The organism is Acidobacteriota bacterium (assembly GCA_009838525.1).
Classification (GTDB): Bacteria; Acidobacteriota; Vicinamibacteria; order Vicinamibacterales; family UBA8438; genus VXRJ01.
Genome location: VXRJ01000032.1, coordinates 104,379 through 120,507, shown reverse-complemented (window position 1 = coordinate 120,507; position 16,129 = coordinate 104,379). Strand labels below are relative to the sequence as shown.

Sequence of the window (16,129 nt, the reverse complement as noted above, 5' to 3'; positions counted from 1 at the left end):
AACGGCCCCGGCGAGCGGGCATGCACGTTCCCCCGGGTGGGGGCCGGCTTCTTGCGCGCCCTTGCGGGCGCGTTGTGAAGTTTCGCTGGCGCGAAACTGCTACGGCGCAAGCTCCTAGCGTCCGAGCGCCAGCGCTGCGTCGACCGGTTCGAGCTGATCCAGCCAGTACGCGCTATCGTCCCGCCGTCGAACAAAGAAGCGGCCCAGGTCGTCGGGATCCTTCGCCTGGTGGTAGCGGAGATAGATGTGCTCCTCGTCGACCCCCAGGATCTCCACCTTGCCGCTCTCGTGCGACATGACGAAGCGGGCTCGCCTCGCCAGTCCGGAGCCAAGGCTGAGCGCCTTCTGGAAGATGTGCCATCCCTCGACGATGGGGACTTCGTAGGGCTCGTTGCCCGCCGTCGGTCTCCCCTGGAATAGGTAGTACGGCGGACAGCCGATGAACGACAGCGTCTCGTACATGTCGGCGAGCGTGTATGGATCGTCGTTGATTCCGCGGATCATCGGGCACTGATTGACACAGATGACACCGTTCCGGATGCAGGTGTCGATGCCCGCGATTGCTTCCGGCGTGAGTTCGCGCGGATGGTCGAAGTGCGCCATCAGGTAGATTCGCTGCTCCGGCGTCGAGTACTTCCGGAACGCGGCCTGCAGTTCCTCGTCGCGCTGCACGCGCCACGGGTCGAACGCGGGCATCTTCGATCCGATCCGGATGATGCGGACATGTTCTATGCCACGCAGCGCATCGAATATCTCCACCAGGCGGCGCGTGCTCATCAGGAGCGGATCGCCGCCGGTCAGGAGAACGTTGGTCACCTCCGGATGATCGGCGATGTAGGCCAGCCCGGCGCTGACGTCGTTCGTCACCTCGTCGTTGTCGTCCATGAAGAGCCGCTTGCGAAAGCAGTAGCGGCAGTACGCGCCGCACACCTCGTTGCAGAGCAGGAGGACGGTGTCGATGTACTTGTGCTGCACGCCGTGGGCGACGGTGACCGACTGCTCGTTGCTGGCGTCGAGCTTGCCCCACTCGCGCAGCTCTTCCTCGCGCGGGATGATGAGCTGACGAATCGGATCGTCCGGGTCGTTCCAGTCGATGAGGGTCAGGTAATAGTCGTTCGCCCTGAACACGTACTCACGGGTGACCGGCTCGAGGCGCTCGAGAAGATCGGGCGGGATGTTGGACACTTTGTCCAGCCGCCTGACGTACTTCACACGTTTCGCGTCCGTAGCCGGTGTATATCGGGTCTTTGGGTCATTCATAGTGCTGCCCCAAGTTGAAAGTCCTTGCGTCGTATGGCCCGAGTCCGGGCGACACCAGGTCAACCGTATCAGATAGCCCCTGGCCAGACGCAACCCCGGCCCGACGCCGGGTGATCGTACCACAGGCCACCCTGACGGCTCCGTGATACGGTAGGCGGGAGCCGAGATGCCATCCCGGGACCTGACGCGACGCGAGATGCTGAAGCGGACGGTTGTGGCTGGCGCCGCGCTAACCTGGCCTTCCGTCCTGCCCGGCCAGGGTGCGGCGGCCACCCGGATGGGGACCCAGTCCGGGACCCCCTTCGAGACGCTTACGGAAGCCGAAGGGGCCAACCTCGAGGCGGTCGTCGGCCGCCTGATCCCCTCGGACGCTGCGGGCCCGGGTGCTCTCGAAGCGGGCGCCGCGCGCTATATCGACCGTGCCCTGGCTGGCGCGCTTGCCCCATCGCTTCCGGCGTACCGGGCAGGCCTCGCCGCGCTTGATCGCTACGCAGAGGCCGAACGAGGTGCGCGCTTTCGCGCCCTCGATGCCTCCGTTCAGGACCGCCTGCTGGCGGCCCTCGAATCGAATGCCGCGACAGGTTTCATGCCGAGCGCATCCGCGTTCTTCGAACTGTTGCGCACGCATACCATCGAGGGCACGTTCTCCGACCCGGCCTACGGTGGAAACGCCGACTTCATCGGCTGGGAGCTGCTCGGTTACCCGGGCCTGCGAACCAGCGTTCCGCCCGACCTGCAGCGGATCGATCGGATGCCGCCGGCACGGCAGGTGTCCGCCTACGACTTCCCGGCATTCGCCGCGGCCCGCGCAAGGAGGATCGGTGGCGGTTGAGCTGCAGCGGCGCGACGTCGTGGTGGTCGGCATCGGCGCTGTCGGCGGCGTGGCCGCGTTGCCGCTGGCCGAGGCGGGCGTCGACGTGGTCGCGCTCGAGGCGGGTGGCTGGTTGCGCGCGAGCGACCATGCGCCGGACGAGCTGAACAACAACTACCGTGGCTGGCCGGACTCGGCGCAGAAAGCCAACCGCGAGATTCCGGTTCATCGACGGAACGCTTCTGCGCCCGATTCGCCCCGTGGACCGCTCCACCCGATGATGAACGCGGTGGGTGGCACCACGCTCCACTACTGGGCGCAGAGCTGGCGGCTGCCCCAGTGGGACTTCGCCGTCGTCAGCGAGACGGCCCGCCGCTACGGGACGTCGCGTCTGCCGGCCGGCACGACGGTGGAGGACTGGCCCTTCGGCCTGGAAGAACTCGAGCCGTACTACGACCGGGTCGAGTACGCGATCGGCGTCTCCGGGCAGGCGGGCAACGTTGGCGGCGTGATGGACGAGCGCGGCTCGCCGTTCGAAGGGGAGCGGCGCCGTCCGTACCCAATGCCGCCGCTACGCTGGACCGGCTTCATTGATCAGATGGCGGAGGCGGCGCGCGGCCTCGGCTGGCATCCGTTCCCCGGTCCCGCCGCCGTCAACTCAGTTCGTTACCAGGACCGTGCGGCGTGTGGTTACCACGGCTTCTGCGATCGGGGCGGCTGTCATCTCGACGCGAAAAACTCGACGGCGGTCTCTACCATACCCCGCGCGCAGGAGACCGGGCGGCTCGAGGTGGTGACCCACGCGCACGTGCGCCGCATCGAGGTGGATGGCAACGGACGCGTGACGGGCGTCTCGTACGTGAAGGATGGCGAGACTTACGTCCAGCCGGCCGACGTCGTGCTGCTCGCCGGCTACACCTACGAGAACGTGCGCCTGCTGCTCCTGTCGAAATCGCCCGCGTTCCCGAACGGCCTGTCGAATAACGCGGGGCAGGTAGGTCGCCACTACATGACGCATGCGACCGGCGCGGGCGTCACCGCGCTTTTCCCGTACCGGCTGAACCGCTGGTATGGCCTGCCGGCGCAGGGCGTAGCGATCGACGATTGGGCGGACGACAACTTCGATCACTCTGATGTCGACTTCATAGGTGGCGGCAATCTGTGGGTCTACTCGGACCGCCGCCCAATTGCTGCCGCGCGGATGCCGACGTTCGGCCGCGCACCGCGCTGGGGCGCCGACTGGAAGGCGTTCATCAAGGAGAACGCGGACCGCTGGTGCAATACCTACATTCAGAAGACGACGCTGCCCTACGAGGGCAACTACCTCGACCTGCACCCGACGGTGACCGACCCGTACGGCGACCCGGTCTGCCGGATAACCGCCGATTTTCACGACAACGAGCGCCGAATAGCCACCTTCATGCAGGACCGGATGGAGGAGTGGTTCCGCGCGGCCGGGGCCACGGAGGTCATTCGCTCCGGTCTCGGCACCATGGGTCCGTCCACACACGCGTACGGCGGCACGCGCATGGGGGACAACCCGGAGGCCAACGTCGTCGACCGCTGGGGCTTCTCGCACGAGGTGCCGAACCTGGGCATCCTCGGGGCCTCGGTAATGGGGACAAGCGGCGCCCGCAACCCGACGTTGACCGCCCAGGCGCTGGCCTGGCGGACGGCCGCGCATCTTGCCGAGTCGTGGGGGTCGATCGCCGGCTGACTTGACGGCATGAACTTTGCTTTCCCATCCGCATTCGCCACTGGGGGGCATGCGAGATGGACGAGCACAGCAAGACCGCACTCCGCGCCGACGCCGCTGATTCCGCGGCCGAAAACGCCACAGTCACACCGGAAGATCCGCGGGCAGTACCGGTCCCGCGTGCACCGGAGGGTACCGAAGTACCCTTTCACAGGAAGCGCCTACCCATACCGGCGGGGCTTCCCGCCACATTCCTCGATCCGGACGCCGGACGCACGAGACTCACCCGTCTTCTTGGGATCGCGAACCGAAGGCAGCAGGAGCGAATCATCCGGCAGGTGCGCGCGCACGTTCCCGACATTTGGTCACCGGACCTAAAGGATCTGCAGACCGCGGACCGTCAACGCGAGGTTCTGCTCCGTTTCTACGGAATGCCGGACCAGCGGTTGGCGCTCTGGAAGGCAGGCATCGAGATGGGCGAGGAGAGTCACGGCCGCATTCCGCCGTCGCTCGAGTACGAAGCGTTGCTTGCCTATGACCCGAATCTGCTCGACCGGCCGCTGGAAGAAGCACGCGCGGAGGCCGCGCTCGCCGACTTCCCGGGTATCGTCGATTCGGTCTTCGGCCCGCCGCATTGGCAGGATCTGGCCCTCGCGGTGCTGTCCGATCTGCGGGACGATGTCCGCAATTGGGCAGCGCTGGCGCCGAAAGTGCAAGAGGCCGTTCCGCTGGCGATCTTCGCGGTCGCCACGCTGCTCGAGGATGCGCGGCTGTTGCAATGGGCGGGGCGCGCGGTCGAGGCAATTGGTGATGAGTTCGCGCCGCTGCTCGATGTGACGGGAGTCGGCGAGAACGAGACAATGCCCGGGGCCGGTTTCGCCGCGGAAGTGCCGAACGGCGTGGTCGACCACGCGACAGTACTTGCTACGTGGGCGGATGCCTGCCGCGCCGTCGTCGGTACCGTGGCGATTCTGGTGGAAGATCCCCGTCAACCGCGCCGTTTGAAGACCCTGTGCGAACAGGTAGGAAGACTCGACGAATTGCGCGGGCCAGCGGCGACCGCACTCCAGGCGAACGACCTCATGGGCGGTGTGCGGGACGCGCTCGCACGGGTGCTCGACGAGACCGGCGCCGAGTGGCTCCGGCCCGCCCTGCAGCAGATAGACGCCCAGTGGCGCCTGTCGTGTCTCATGCGGGAGACCATCGACTTGTCAGCGTTCCGCGAGGACGTCGCGCGCCTGAGCAAGGACTTGAACGGCGCTGCCGAATCGTGGCGGAAGGCGGAGGACCGCCGGCTCGCGTTGCGTGACGAACTGCTCGCCCTCTACACCGGAGGAACCCCCGATGACGGTGACGGGAAGGCGGATGGGATGGCGCGCGTGCAGGCTCACGTCGACGCTGACGGGCGCGCCGCGGAACTGTTGGACGCCGTCGCCACGGCGACGCGGGAGGCGCACGCGGCCAGCCGGCGGTGCCTCGAGATCGTAGGTCCAAAAGGGGAGCCGTTTGATCCCTGCCGCGACTACGCCGCCGAATGGAGGGGTTTGCGCGTTCGGCCTTCTGAGGGGCCGCCCGGTGGGCCCGAGGCGGATGCCGTTTCGGCTGAGGCGGAGGCGCAGGCGCTTTCGAGAGCGGCGCAGGCGGAATCGGATCTTGCGGAAGCCGTGAACCGTATGGAGACCGCCCGTGCGCACGAGGAGCAGGCGTTGGCGCACGCTGCCGAGGTGGAAGCCGAACGGGATCAGTTACGCCACCGCATCAGGGACCTGGAAGGGAAGCTGCCGCGGTTGGCGGAGCTCACCAGGCAAGAGGCGACTCCCTCGTTCGAGCCGGTTCCGCCTTCCTGGGCCGCATTGACGCCCTGGGTCGAAGAGAAGCTGGCCGGCAGGCTCGTGCTTGCCCCGCTTGCCCGCCGCGGGGTCAAGGATCCCGATTTCCGCGATGTCGAGCAGGCGGCCCGCTGCCTTGTCTGGCTCGCAACCGCCTATCGCGATCGCCGTCGCAACGGTGGCGGCAATCCCCGTGTGCCCGTCCTCGAAGGTTTCTACAACGAACCATGTGGCGAGGCCGACCTCCCCTTCAGCCCCATGAAGTGGAATGGCCGCAACGTCGACATCGAGTGGCACATCAAGAACGGCGGCAACACGCGGGACCGCACCCGCTGCCTCCGCATCTACTACTTCTGGGACGTCGATACGGCGCAGGTGGTTGTCGCTTCCATGCCCGCACACGCCCGCACGAACCTCACGTAGGTGGCTGGGCGCGCGAGGAACTTTCAACAACGCGCCGGGCGCGGCGCGCTAGCGGTTGCGTTCGTATTCGCGCCGGAGTTCGGGCGAAAGGGGGTAGACGTCTCGGAAGGGGTGTTCGCCGGAGCGCAGCAGGTCGCGCTCGTATTCCTCCACGTCTGCCTGTTCTTCCGCCGCGCGCAGGACTTCCGGTACCAGCGCGGGTGGGAAGAAGAGGATGCCCGTCTCGTCGGCGACGACCACGTCCCCCGGTAGAACGGTCGTCGTGCCGATCCGCACCGGCGCGTTCCATTCGACGCCGAGCCAGCTCGTCGTGGTGACGTCGAAGAAACGGGCGAAGACCGGGAAGTCCGCGAACTGGTCGCCCACCAGTTCGGCCAGGTCGCGGCTGCCACCGTCGACGACAACACCGGCGGCTCCGCGCAGCTTGATGCCGAGGGCGCCCATGCCGCCGAAAAGCACGTGGCCGTCGGCGCCGCCGAGTTCGGCTACGACGATGTCTCCCGGTCGGGCTTCCTCGGAGGCGCGCGCGTAGTATCGGCGGTCCCAGTCGCCTTCGGCGGCGAGCGTATCAATCGCGGCTACGAGGTCGGGGCGCGGCGGCAGGAAGCGCATCGTGAGTGCGCGTCCGGCAATGCGCTGGCCCGGTTGCGTGGACCGGAATCCGCGGACGTAGTTGGCGCGGTAGCCGCCGAGCGATCGCCAGATGTCTTCGAGTTGTATGCCGCGCAGCCGTTCGAGGTCGGCGTCGCTGACCGTGCCCTGGTCGCCGGACTCGCGGATCACGTCCATGATTGCGCTGTAGGAGGTGCGGTTGGCGCGGAGGCCGTCCGGCGGGTGGATGTCGGTCGCAGACTGCGCGGCGGCAGGGCCGGTCGCGAACAGGCCGGCAGTCACGGCAAGAGCGACGTTGATGGTGGTACGCATGGTGTGTGCTCCTTCGACGCTCCCGGGTTTGGCGACCGCGGTGCGGCGTCCTGCAGGTGTCTGCGCCCCGGCCGATGACCAGCTAGTGATGGTGGTGGTGGATCGCTTCGTGTTCGGCGACCTGCTTGTCCCGGCGGATCTTGGCCGCCGCCTTCCTCGCCGACTTGAGGTTCGTCGCGCGGGTGCCTTCCGAGCTCACCGCGAACTGCGAGATCAGGCGCTCGAGATCGGCCGAACCGCAGACGGGGCAGGAGGCGGGATCGCTCTTCGGCAAAACCACCGCCTCGAACTGCCGATCGCAGGCCCGGCATCGGAACTCGTAAATCGGCATGGAACTGCCGGGAGTGTGGATCGGCGCCGCGGGGCGGGTCAAGCGGAGTGCGCGGCGCCCGAGATCTATGTCAAAAGGCCGCGGAGGATGACGGCCGGGTGGAGCGCCTCGGTCTGCGCGAAGTCGTGAACCTGATGGCGGCAGGATGTCCCGGCGGCCGCGAGCACGGCATTCTCCGGAAGGTCGCGGGCGGCCGGCAGCAGCACGCGTTCACCGATCTGCCGGGAGATCTCGAAGTGCTCCTTCGCGTAGCCGAACGAGCCCGCCATGCCGCAGCAGCCGCTGTCGAGGTCCGCTACCGTGGCGCCGGGAATCCGCTGGAGAAGCGCCTTGGCGGGGGCGACCAGCCCGAGTGATTTCTGGTGACAGTGGCCGTGGAGGACGATTTGTTCCGGGCCCGCGCGCACGGGAAGAACGGCTCGGCCATCCTCGAGCGCCCGTTCGAGGTAGTCCTCGAACAACGCGCAGGCGGCGGCCACCTCGCGGGCCTGTCGTTGCGCCTCACCGCGCAGCAGGTCGGGCGCGTCGTCGATCAGGGCCGAGAGGCAGCTCGGCTCCAGCAGGACGATCGGCGTGCCGGCGGCGGCGATCGGGTGCAGTTGGCCCACGACAAACGCTGCCCGCTCGCGCGCCTCGTCGAGAAGGCCCTGTGAAATGAGGGGGCGCCCGCAGCAGGCATCGGGGCCGAGGTGGACGCTGAACCCCGCGGCTTCCAGCACGTCGGCAGCGGCCAGGCCGACGTCCGGGTCGAAGTAGTTCGTGAACGTGTCGGCGAAGAGGACCACTTCCCTGCGCCGGCGCGCGCCCCCCGCGGGGTGGCCGCTGCCGTCGTCCGTACGCGCCGGCCAGGCTTCTCGAAACGTCGTTACCGCCCACGCGGGGAGCGAACGCCGCCGGTCGATGCCGAACAGCAGCTCGTTCATCGCACGGACCAGTCCGCTGCCCAGCCAGGGGTTGAGCGCCGGCGCCAGCCGGCTCGCAACGGCGGAGAGTTCGTGGATCTTCCCCAAAACGCGGGCGCGAAGGGGTGTGCCGTAGCGGCGGTGGTAATCGTGGAGAAACTCGCTCTTGAACCGGGCCATGTCGACGCCCGTAGGACATTCGGTCTTGCAGGCGCGGCACTCCAGGCAGAGGTCGAGCACGTCGTGGACACCCCGATCACCCAGGCCGAGCTCGCGGGGTCCACCGTTGCCGAGGGCGCCGTTCATGGCCTGGCGCAGCGCGTTGGCGCGTCCACGCGTCGAGTGCGCCTCGTCGCGCGTCGCCATGTACGAGGGGCACATCGTGCCGGTCAGGGTCTTGCGGCAGGCGCCGACGCCGCTGCACATCTCGACGGCCCGGCCGAGGCCGCCGTGCCCGGTGTGATCGAATGCCGCGGGCGGGTCGGGCGTGACGTAGGCGGCGCCGTAGCGCAGGTTCGCGGAGAGCGGCGGCGCATCCACGATCTTGCCGGGGTTGAAGATCCCTTCCGGATCGAACGTCCGCTTGATGGTCCGGAACGCGCCGTACAGCTCGGAGCCGAACATCCGCTCCATGAACGGGCCGCGCACCAGCCCGTCTCCATGCTCGCCCGAGAGGGCCCCGCCGAACTCGAGCACGAGATCGGCGATTTCGTTCGCGATCGCCTCGAATTGCCGGACGCCGTCGGTTGTCTTCAGGTTCACGACCGGGCGAACGTGCAGGCAGCCGACCGACGCGTGGGCATAGACGCCGGCAGTGGTGCCATGCTTGCGCACGACTGCGAGGAACCGTTCGATGAAGCGGCGCAGGCGCTCCGGAGCGACGGCGGTGTCCTCAACGAACGAAATGCTCTTCGCGTCGCCCTTCATCGCCATGGAGAGCCCGAGTGACGACTCGCGGAGCTTCCAGATGCGCGCCTGATCGGCCGGCTCCGTCGCCCGCCGGGTGCGGCTGGCGTTGCCCAGTTTGCGGACCGCTGCTTCGAGCTGCTTCAGGCGCGGGACGAGCGCCCGTGCGCTCTCGTCGTACAGTTCTACGCAGAGGAGGGCGCCGCAGTCGTCGCCGATCACGGCGCGGCGCATCGCGTCCAGGGCGGGATTCTCGCGCGCGTGGTCCAGGATGCAGTGGTCCATCACTTCGACGGCCGACGGGTCATGTTCGAGGATGGCGGGCGTGTCGCCCAGCGCGTCGAGCAGGTCCCGATACTCGATGGTCAGCACCGCTTTCGCCTTCGGGAGCGGCACCAGGTTGAGACGCGCCTCGACGATCAGTCCGAGCGTGCCTTCGGATCCGACGATCAGCTTCGACAGGTTGAAGGGGTCCGTGTCGTACGTCGAGCCCGGCCCGCCCTCTTCGTTGCGGACAAATGCGTCGAGGTTGTAGCCCCCGACGCGTCGGAGGATCTTCGGGTAGCGCCGCTCGATCTCGGCGGCGTGGCTCGCGGCGAGGCGGCGGACGGTCCGGTAGCACTCGCCTTCGTGGGTCGTTGCCGCGCACGCGGCGTCGAGTTCCGGGGCTCCCAGTGGCCGGAAGTGGGCGATCGATTCGTCCGCAAGGGCAACCCGGAGGTCCATCACGTGGTCGATGGTCTTGCCGTAGCGGACGGATCGCGCACCGCTCGAGTTGTTCGAGATCATCCCGCCGATAGTGGCGCGGCTTGCCGTCGAAATGTCGGGCGCGAAGCGGAGGCGGTGCGGGGCCAGCATCGCGTTCAGTTCGTCGAGGACGATGCCCGGCTCGACGCGCACCCAGCGCTCGTCGACGTTCACCTCGAGCATTCGGTTGAAGTGGCGGGACGTGTCGACTTGCAGACCGGAGCCGATCGCCTGCCCCGCCTGCGACGTGCCGCCGCCGCGCGCCGTAATCGAGACGCCATGCGCGCGGGCGCAGGCGATGGCGGCCAGCATGTCGTCGCGCGACCGCACGATGGCGACGCCGAGCGGCGCTATCTCGTAGACGCTGGCGTCGGTGGAGTAGAGCGCGCGTGAGACGGCGTCGAACCGGACCTCGCCGTCGAGGCGCGCGGCGAGGTCGCGCTGCAGGTCGGCCATCCCGGTCGCAGTATAGATAGAAAGCGCGAAAGCGACGTGTCGCGGGCTGCTAAGGCGCAGGCTCGCTACGGCCGGACTGCCGGCGATGGTGAAGGGCGCGCGCGGCCCACGCGAATCCGAAGAAGTACCGGCTGAGTCCGCGAGCCGAATCCGACGGGACGTTGGGATCGAAGAAGAGGCGGCAGACTTCTTCTCTAGCCCGCAGGATCTCTTGGCAGCGGTGACCCTGCCACCGGGGGTCGGCGGCAGTTAGGTCGAACAGTTCCAGTGCTCGCGCGAGCGCATTGTCAAAGCGATCCGTCCGCCCCGCCTGGTGGGCTCGAATCGCGCGTTCCACTTCGGTCCCGACGTTCCCGAGTTGCTCGACCAATTCCATTCGTGGCCAGCTCTCGGCCGCGCCGCGGTGCAGAAGCCTGGTCACCTCAGGGTCGCCCCATTAGGTCAGTCGGTCAGAACCAGGGATTCGACAACCTCCCGAATGCGCCCCCGGGTTCGTTCGTCGTCGACGCCGCGCGAACGGTTTCCCTGGCTCGGACGCAGGTTGATCATCGAATCGAACTCGATCCAATCTTCCCCGGACTCCAGCGGGTACAGGTTGATTCCCCACAAGTCCTGCTGGCGTGATCCATCGGCAAGGAGTGTCGCCTCATCGTCGGCGTGCAGATCGCCCGCGATCGCCATGATCCCACGCGACACGTCGACCACGGCCTTGATCCAATCCCCGAACTGGTCCTCGGCCAGGCGCGCCAGGTCGGTGCGCGAAATGCGGTCCCGGACGAGCCGTCCCCCTGTCACCGCGTCAGCAGGCCTCTTTGGTGGTCTTCATCCACGCTTCCAGGTCACGCACAAGGTCGGCTATCCGGGTGGAGTATAGAACCCGATTGCGGGCAGGGCGCGACGAGGGAGTATATTGGCTTGGCCATATTCGACCGAGGAGCAACACCGTTCAGCCGGGAGGCATCGCCGCTCGAATGTAGCGGGGGTTTCACCACGGACTGCTGGATTACGAGCCATGACACATCGGAGCGGTCGTCATTTCCTGCAGATTCCGGGCCCCACCAACGTGCCGGATCGGGTCCTGCGGGCCATGGCGGCACCCACCATCGATCATCGTGGCCCGGCGTTCCGCGACCTGACCGGGGAGGTCCTCGAACGGATTGGTCCGGTCGTCGGGACTACCCAGCCGGTGGTGCTGTACCCGGCGTCCGGCACCGGCGCGTGGGAGGCCGCGCTCGCGAACGCACTCTCGCCGGGAGACCGCGTGCTGATGGCGGAGACCGGTCACTTCGCAAGGCTCTGGCGGGAGATAGCGCTCCGCCTCGGTCTCGCGCCGACGTTCCTGCCCGGGGACTGGCGGCATCCGGTCGACGCGGCAGCGATCGAAGCGCATCTGGCTGACGACACCGGCCAGGCGATCAAGGCGGTCTGCGTCGTCCACAACGAGACCTCGACCGGCGTAACGAGCGACATCGCGTCGGCGCGGCGCGCCATCGACGCGGTGGGGCATCCCGCCCTGCTGATGGTCGACACCATCTCGTCGCTCGCGTCGATCGACTACCACCACGACGAATGGGGCGTCGACGTCACGGTCGGCGCATCGCAGAAGGGGCTGATGCTGCCGCCCGGCCTGTCGCTGAACGCGGTAAGCGAAAAGGCGCGCGCCGCCGCGGAGAGCGCGACCCTGCCACGCAGCTACTGGGAATGGTCGCCGATCATCGGGGCCAACGCGAACGGACTCTTTCCCTACACCCCGCCGACGAACCTGCTCTACGGCTTGCGCGAAGCGCTCCGGATGCTCGATGACGAGGGCATGCCGAACGTCTTCGCCCGTCACGACCGCCATGCCGAAGCGACCCGGCGCGCGGTCCGCGCCTGGGGCCTCGACTTGCTCTGTCTCGACGAGACCGCCTACAGCTCGTCGATCACCGCCGTCATGACGCCGGCCGCCTACGACGCCAACGTGCTGATTGACACGGTGCTGGACCGCTTCGACATGTCTCTCGGCATCGGCCTGACGAAGCTGGCCGGCAAGGTCTTCCGTATCGGCCACCTGGGTGATTTCAACGACCTGAGCCTCATGGGTACGCTCGCCGGGATCGAGATGGGTCTCGGCCTTGCCGCCATCCCGCACCAGGCGGGCGGTGTCGACGCGGCGATGACCTATCTTGCGGCGTGCGCACAGCCTGCTCCGATCGAGCCGGCGCCGGCGTAACCCCGTGGTGAAGCCAGCGCGATGACACGTCTGCGCTACCCGGTTGCCGTGGCGGCGCTGGTGGCGCTCACGGTCCTCTTCATTACCAACCGCCGCTACGTCTACTCGGAATCGCTCGGCTTGCTGCCAGCGTTGACGGCGGCGCACATCGTGGACCCGCGCCACGCCGGGGCGACGTTCCGATTAGAAGGCCGGGTCATCTCCGTGCGAGCGACCCGACAGGGGATCGTGATCATCGAGACCCACGATCCGGCGGAGGACCTCTACGTGGACGTGCCGGTCTTTCCGTCGCTCGGCTGCCTGCCGCTGAAGCCCGTGCGTGGCGAGGCGGTGCGTGTCACCGGCAACCTGGGCATGTATGCCGGGCAGCCGCAGATCCGTCCGCTGTCGGCGCCGCACGTAGAAGTGCTGGACCTGCCCGGGGATCCCGTTTCCGCTGCTGCTGCCGCGGAGCAGGTCGGCGCGACGCTGCTGATCGGTCCGGTCGTCGCCGTTGACGCTGAGTTCTTCGAGAGCCGGGCCGGCCTGGAACATCTGCGGTTGACGCTTGCCGATGCCGGTGAGCCCGCCGGCGCGGCGGGCCCGCCGGTGGAGGGAATCCTGTTTCAGGGCGAACAGACCGACTGCGAGGTCGACCTGCTGCTGTCGAACGATCCCTTCCTGGTGACGGCGGAAGTCGAGATGTTCCAGGGAGCGCCGTCATTCAACGTGCGGCGCGCGTTCCCCCTCGACGCATGGTGATCGCCGCGTCGCTGCTCGGTGCGCTCACCGGCATCCTCACCGGTCTGGTGCCGGGCATTCACGTCAATACGGTGACGGCGCTCCTGCTCGCGAGCAGCGCAAGCTGCGCGTCGTTAGGCATCGAATACTCCGCCCTGCTGGCGTTCACCTGCGCGCTGGCGATATCCCACACCTTCTTCGATGTCGTGCCGGGGCTGTTTCTCGGCGTCCCGGGGGACGAGTCGTTCGCCCTGCTGCCGGGGCACCGACTCGTCCGGCAGGGCCGCGGGACACTGGCGCTGCGGCTGTCCGTAGCCGGCAGCGCGCTGGGGCTTGCGATCGGCCTCGTCGTGGTTGCCGCCCTTCTGGGGTTCGGCAACCTGATCGGCGCGGCGGAGGAGGCGATCGGTCCCTGGATGTTCCTCGTTCTGGCCGGGGTGTCGCTTGTTCTGATCGTGAGCGATTCGCGTCGTGGCTGGTCGCTCGTCGTCTTTCTTGCCAGCGGGCTTCTTGGCGTCGCCGTGTTCGGATCTCCCCTCGTCGCGGGCGGCCTCGATGCGCCGGTCAATGCGCTGTTCCCGGCGCTGGCCGGCCTGTTCGGCGTCGCCGGGCTGCTGTTCGCGATTGCCACGACCAGCGCCGGAGAACCGCCACCACCGCCGGACGTGCCGGCCAACCCGTCGGCGCGGGGTGTCGCCTGGCCGGGCGTGCGGGGCGGACTGGCTGGCTTGCTGGTTGGCGTACTGCCCGGTTTGGGGGCCGCGAACGCCGCGACGCTGCTTCTCTTGCTGGAGCGGGGGTTCGGACGGCACGGTGATCGCGATGCACAGGACCGGGCCTACCTCGTAACCACGTCGTCGCTCAATACCTCAGAGGCGCTCTTCGCAATCGCCGCGCTATACCTGATAGGGCGGAGTCGGAGTGGCGCGTCGATCGCGGTTGAGCAAGTCTTGGGCGGCATCGTCTCCCCGGCCGACCTGGGGTGGATCGCCCTGTTCATGATCGCCGCAGGAATCGTGGCGGCGGTGATCATGTGGTGGACAGGCGCCACCGTCGCCGCCGGGTTCCAGGCGGTCGACCAGACCGGCCTCAACTGGAGTGTCGTCGCCTTCCTGGCGGTGCTTACACTGGCGCTTCTGGGTGCGGGCGGCCTCGTGATTCTGATTTGCGCGACGGCGGTGGGCCTGATCCCATTGCTGTTCGGCGTCCGGCGAGCCCAGTTGATGGGCTTCTTCCTCGTGCCGACGATGCTCTTCTATTCCGGCTACCAGGTGACGCTGGTCGACTGGCTGTCGCTGGAACAACGGACCGCACCGCTGTTGCCGTTGATCACGCTTGGCGGCATCGCGGTCGCGCTGGTCGCCTCGGTTACCGTGGCGCTGGCCACCTATTACGTGGCCGGCCGGATCGACGCCGGCGCCGAACGTCCCGTCCGCACTAACGGTTCTTTCGGGCCGGAGTTCTCCAGTGTTGGCCGGCTCGCGGGCGCCGCCATCGGCGCGACGGCGGGTGCGTTGTTGCTGTTCGCGCTGTTCGGCGGCGCGTATCCTCCCGACGACGTGGGTTCCTTCGCTACCCTGACGCCCCCGTCCCGGACCGACGGCCGGATCGAACGCGTGATCGACGCCGATACGGCCGACATCGCCAGCGCGTGCCGGCGGTTCCGCGTCCGTTTCAGCGGTTTGGACGCGCCGGAGCTAGGCCGTCCCGATGGCGATCGAGCGCGAGACTGGGTCCAGGCGACGTTCGAGGACCGGCCCGTCCGCTGGAGCGCGGTGGGGGTGGACGCTTACGGGCGATTCCTTGGTGACATCGAGCTCCTGGACGGCACGTCCGTCAACCAGGAGATCATCCGTCAGGGTTACGCGCAGCCGTTCAGCGGGCGGCCCGCGGAACCGTCACGGCCCGGGAGGGCCCGGTCGCCTCGATCCACCCTGCCCACGAGCGCTCCTGCCGCGCCCGAGCCAGTTGCCGATCGCCTGCCGTGGGACGACAATGGCAACGGCCGCATCTCGTGCGCCGAGGCGCGCGCGCACGGCATCGCCCCGGTCCGTCGCGACCATCCTGCCTATCCGTTCATGACGGATGGCGACGGCGACGGTGTCGTCTGCGAGTAGGCGCTAGCTGAACGTCAATTGAGCATTTCGGTTTGTACGGTGCCAAGACAGTGGCTCCACCAAGGGTCTGGCCATTCCGCCGCCTGAACCCCCGGACGCTTCCGGTCGATGTAGTACACGTACACAGTCTTCAACCGACCCGAACTGGTAATCCTCTGACACTCGGACCGGATACCCGGCGTGTCGCCTTGCTTGGTGTAGTGGTTCCAAAGGGAGGTGTTCTGCAGCATGTCCGACACCAGCAAGACGGAATCCAGATCTTCATGATCCTCAATCAAGTTCGCAATTGTCTCCACGATCGGGGATTGAGCGGCCTCTTCGCGACGCACGAGTTCTCGGAACATGTCTTGCAAGGTCGCCAGGAACCGTTGGAACTGGGCTTCGACATAGACCGGGTTCTCGTAGATCATGTTGGCGTCGGCGCCTCGCTTTGGGACGCACCAAGTACCATGGCGGCGCGCGACCCGGTCGCCTGCCGACTCCGGCAGCCCGTGGATGGAGAGCCGCTGCAGCCACGGTGCCGTGTCCCTTGTCCAGCCAACTATCTTCTCAAACGCCAGTCCCGCATCGGTCGCCGAAATCTCGTCCGACGTGTCAATCAGGATCGCCGTGTGCCCGGGTACCTCGATACCCTCTCTAACCTGAGGATAGCTACCTGTCGGGCAGTAATCAGGAGGACGGACGATCAGCCCGTCGGCATACCATGCTGCGTAGCCGATTCCGACGAGGACACCGAGCGACGCCAAGATGCCTAGAACCGCGACCACGACCGTCCAGGGCTTCTGTCCGGACATC

At 67.6% G+C, this 16,129-nt stretch carries 13 protein-coding genes; 6 read left to right on the top strand and 7 right to left on the bottom strand.

Going from position 1 to position 16,129, the window contains the following annotated elements; all coding sequences use genetic code 11:
- Positions 1–114: 114 nt before the first annotated feature.
- A complete protein-coding gene (locus F4Y45_13875; GenBank protein ID MXY25590.1) occupies positions 115–1,260 on the bottom strand; it encodes a 4Fe-4S cluster-binding domain-containing protein in 1,146 nt (381 codons plus the stop codon).
- 166 nt (positions 1,261–1,426) lie between these two features.
- Here F4Y45_13875 and F4Y45_13870 point away from each other — a divergent pair, with 166 nt between their 5' ends.
- From F4Y45_13870 to F4Y45_13860, 3 genes are all read left to right on the top strand, one after another.
- Positions 1,427–2,092: a gluconate 2-dehydrogenase subunit 3 family protein gene (locus tag F4Y45_13870; GenBank protein ID MXY25589.1), complete on the top strand. Its 666-nt coding sequence runs from the start codon at positions 1,427–1,429 to the stop codon at positions 2,090–2,092.
- Positions 2,082–3,788, top strand: a complete 1,707-nt coding sequence (locus F4Y45_13865) for a GMC family oxidoreductase (protein MXY25588.1) — start codon at positions 2,082–2,084, stop codon at positions 3,786–3,788. The genes F4Y45_13870 and F4Y45_13865 overlap by 11 nt, the downstream gene beginning before the upstream one ends.
- Positions 3,789–4,105: 317 nt before the next feature.
- The gene (locus tag F4Y45_13860) at positions 4,106–6,019 is read left to right on the top strand and encodes a hypothetical protein (GenBank protein MXY25587.1); all 1,914 of its coding nucleotides are present in this window, start codon (positions 4,106–4,108) and stop codon (positions 6,017–6,019) included.
- A 48-nt stretch (positions 6,020–6,067) separates the two neighbouring features.
- Here F4Y45_13860 and F4Y45_13855 read toward each other — a convergent pair whose 3' ends face one another.
- The 5 genes from F4Y45_13855 to F4Y45_13835 form a co-directional block, all read right to left on the bottom strand.
- On the bottom strand, positions 6,068–6,943 hold the full coding sequence (locus tag F4Y45_13855; GenBank protein ID MXY25586.1) for a hypothetical protein: 876 nt from the start codon (positions 6,941–6,943) through the stop codon (positions 6,068–6,070).
- Between the two features lie 82 nt (positions 6,944–7,025).
- Positions 7,026–7,274, bottom strand: a complete 249-nt coding sequence (locus tag F4Y45_13850) for a zinc ribbon domain-containing protein (protein ID MXY25585.1) — start codon at positions 7,272–7,274, stop codon at positions 7,026–7,028.
- 65 nt (positions 7,275–7,339) lie between these two features.
- Positions 7,340–10,285 carry an FAD-binding protein gene (locus tag F4Y45_13845; GenBank protein MXY25584.1) on the bottom strand — a complete coding sequence of 982 codons (2,946 nt, stop codon included), beginning with the start codon at positions 10,283–10,285 and terminating at the stop codon, positions 7,340–7,342.
- Positions 10,286–10,334: 49 nt separating this feature from the next.
- Positions 10,335–10,706, bottom strand: coding sequence for a hypothetical protein (locus tag F4Y45_13840; protein MXY25583.1), 372 nt, complete (start codon positions 10,704–10,706; stop codon positions 10,335–10,337).
- 20 nt (positions 10,707–10,726) lie between these two features.
- Positions 10,727–11,035 (bottom strand): hypothetical protein, encoded by a 309-nt coding sequence (locus F4Y45_13835; protein ID MXY25582.1) that lies wholly within the window; start codon positions 11,033–11,035, stop codon positions 10,727–10,729.
- Between the two features lie 262 nt (positions 11,036–11,297).
- Here F4Y45_13835 and F4Y45_13830 point away from each other — a divergent pair, with 262 nt between their 5' ends.
- From F4Y45_13830 to F4Y45_13820, 3 genes are read left to right on the top strand one after another with little or no spacing between them, the layout of a single operon-like run.
- Positions 11,298–12,497 carry an aminotransferase class V-fold PLP-dependent enzyme gene (locus F4Y45_13830; GenBank protein ID MXY25581.1) on the top strand — a complete coding sequence of 400 codons (1,200 nt, stop codon included), beginning with the start codon at positions 11,298–11,300 and terminating at the stop codon, positions 12,495–12,497.
- A 21-nt stretch (positions 12,498–12,518) separates the two neighbouring features.
- Positions 12,519–13,238, top strand: a complete 720-nt coding sequence (locus F4Y45_13825) for a hypothetical protein (GenBank protein MXY25580.1) — start codon at positions 12,519–12,521, stop codon at positions 13,236–13,238.
- Positions 13,232–15,334, top strand: a complete 2,103-nt coding sequence (locus F4Y45_13820; GenBank protein ID MXY25579.1) for a hypothetical protein — start codon at positions 13,232–13,234, stop codon at positions 15,332–15,334. Before F4Y45_13825 ends, F4Y45_13820 begins: the two co-directional genes overlap by 7 nt.
- Before the next feature lie 14 nt (positions 15,335–15,348).
- On the opposite strand, the gene F4Y45_13815 is transcribed toward F4Y45_13820, so the two are convergent.
- On the bottom strand, positions 15,349–16,128 hold the full coding sequence (locus tag F4Y45_13815; protein MXY25578.1) for a hypothetical protein: 780 nt from the start codon (positions 16,126–16,128) through the stop codon (positions 15,349–15,351).
- Position 16,129: the final 1 nt, after the last annotated feature.

Bases quoted from the DNA above. Each gene is read 5' to 3' on its own strand.
- F4Y45_13875 (MXY25590.1), bottom strand. From the start codon at position 1,260: ATGAATGACCCAAAGACCCGATATACACCGGCTACGGACGCGAAACGT.
- F4Y45_13870 (MXY25589.1), top strand. From the start codon at position 1,427: ATGCCATCCCGGGACCTGACGCGACGCGAGATGCTGAAGCGGACGGTT.
- F4Y45_13815 (MXY25578.1), bottom strand. From the start codon at position 16,128: ATGTCCGGACAGAAGCCCTGGACGGTCGTGGTCGCGGTTCTAGGCATC.
- F4Y45_13845 (MXY25584.1), bottom strand. From the start codon at position 10,285: ATGGCCGACCTGCAGCGCGACCTCGCCGCGCGCCTCGACGGCGAGGTC.
- F4Y45_13820 (MXY25579.1), top strand. From the start codon at position 13,232: ATGGTGATCGCCGCGTCGCTGCTCGGTGCGCTCACCGGCATCCTCACC.
- F4Y45_13855 (MXY25586.1), bottom strand. From the start codon at position 6,943: ATGCGTACCACCATCAACGTCGCTCTTGCCGTGACTGCCGGCCTGTTC.
- F4Y45_13825 (MXY25580.1), top strand. From the start codon at position 12,519: ATGACACGTCTGCGCTACCCGGTTGCCGTGGCGGCGCTGGTGGCGCTC.
- F4Y45_13830 (MXY25581.1), top strand. From the start codon at position 11,298: ATGACACATCGGAGCGGTCGTCATTTCCTGCAGATTCCGGGCCCCACC.
- F4Y45_13850 (MXY25585.1), bottom strand. From the start codon at position 7,274: ATGCCGATTTACGAGTTCCGATGCCGGGCCTGCGATCGGCAGTTCGAG.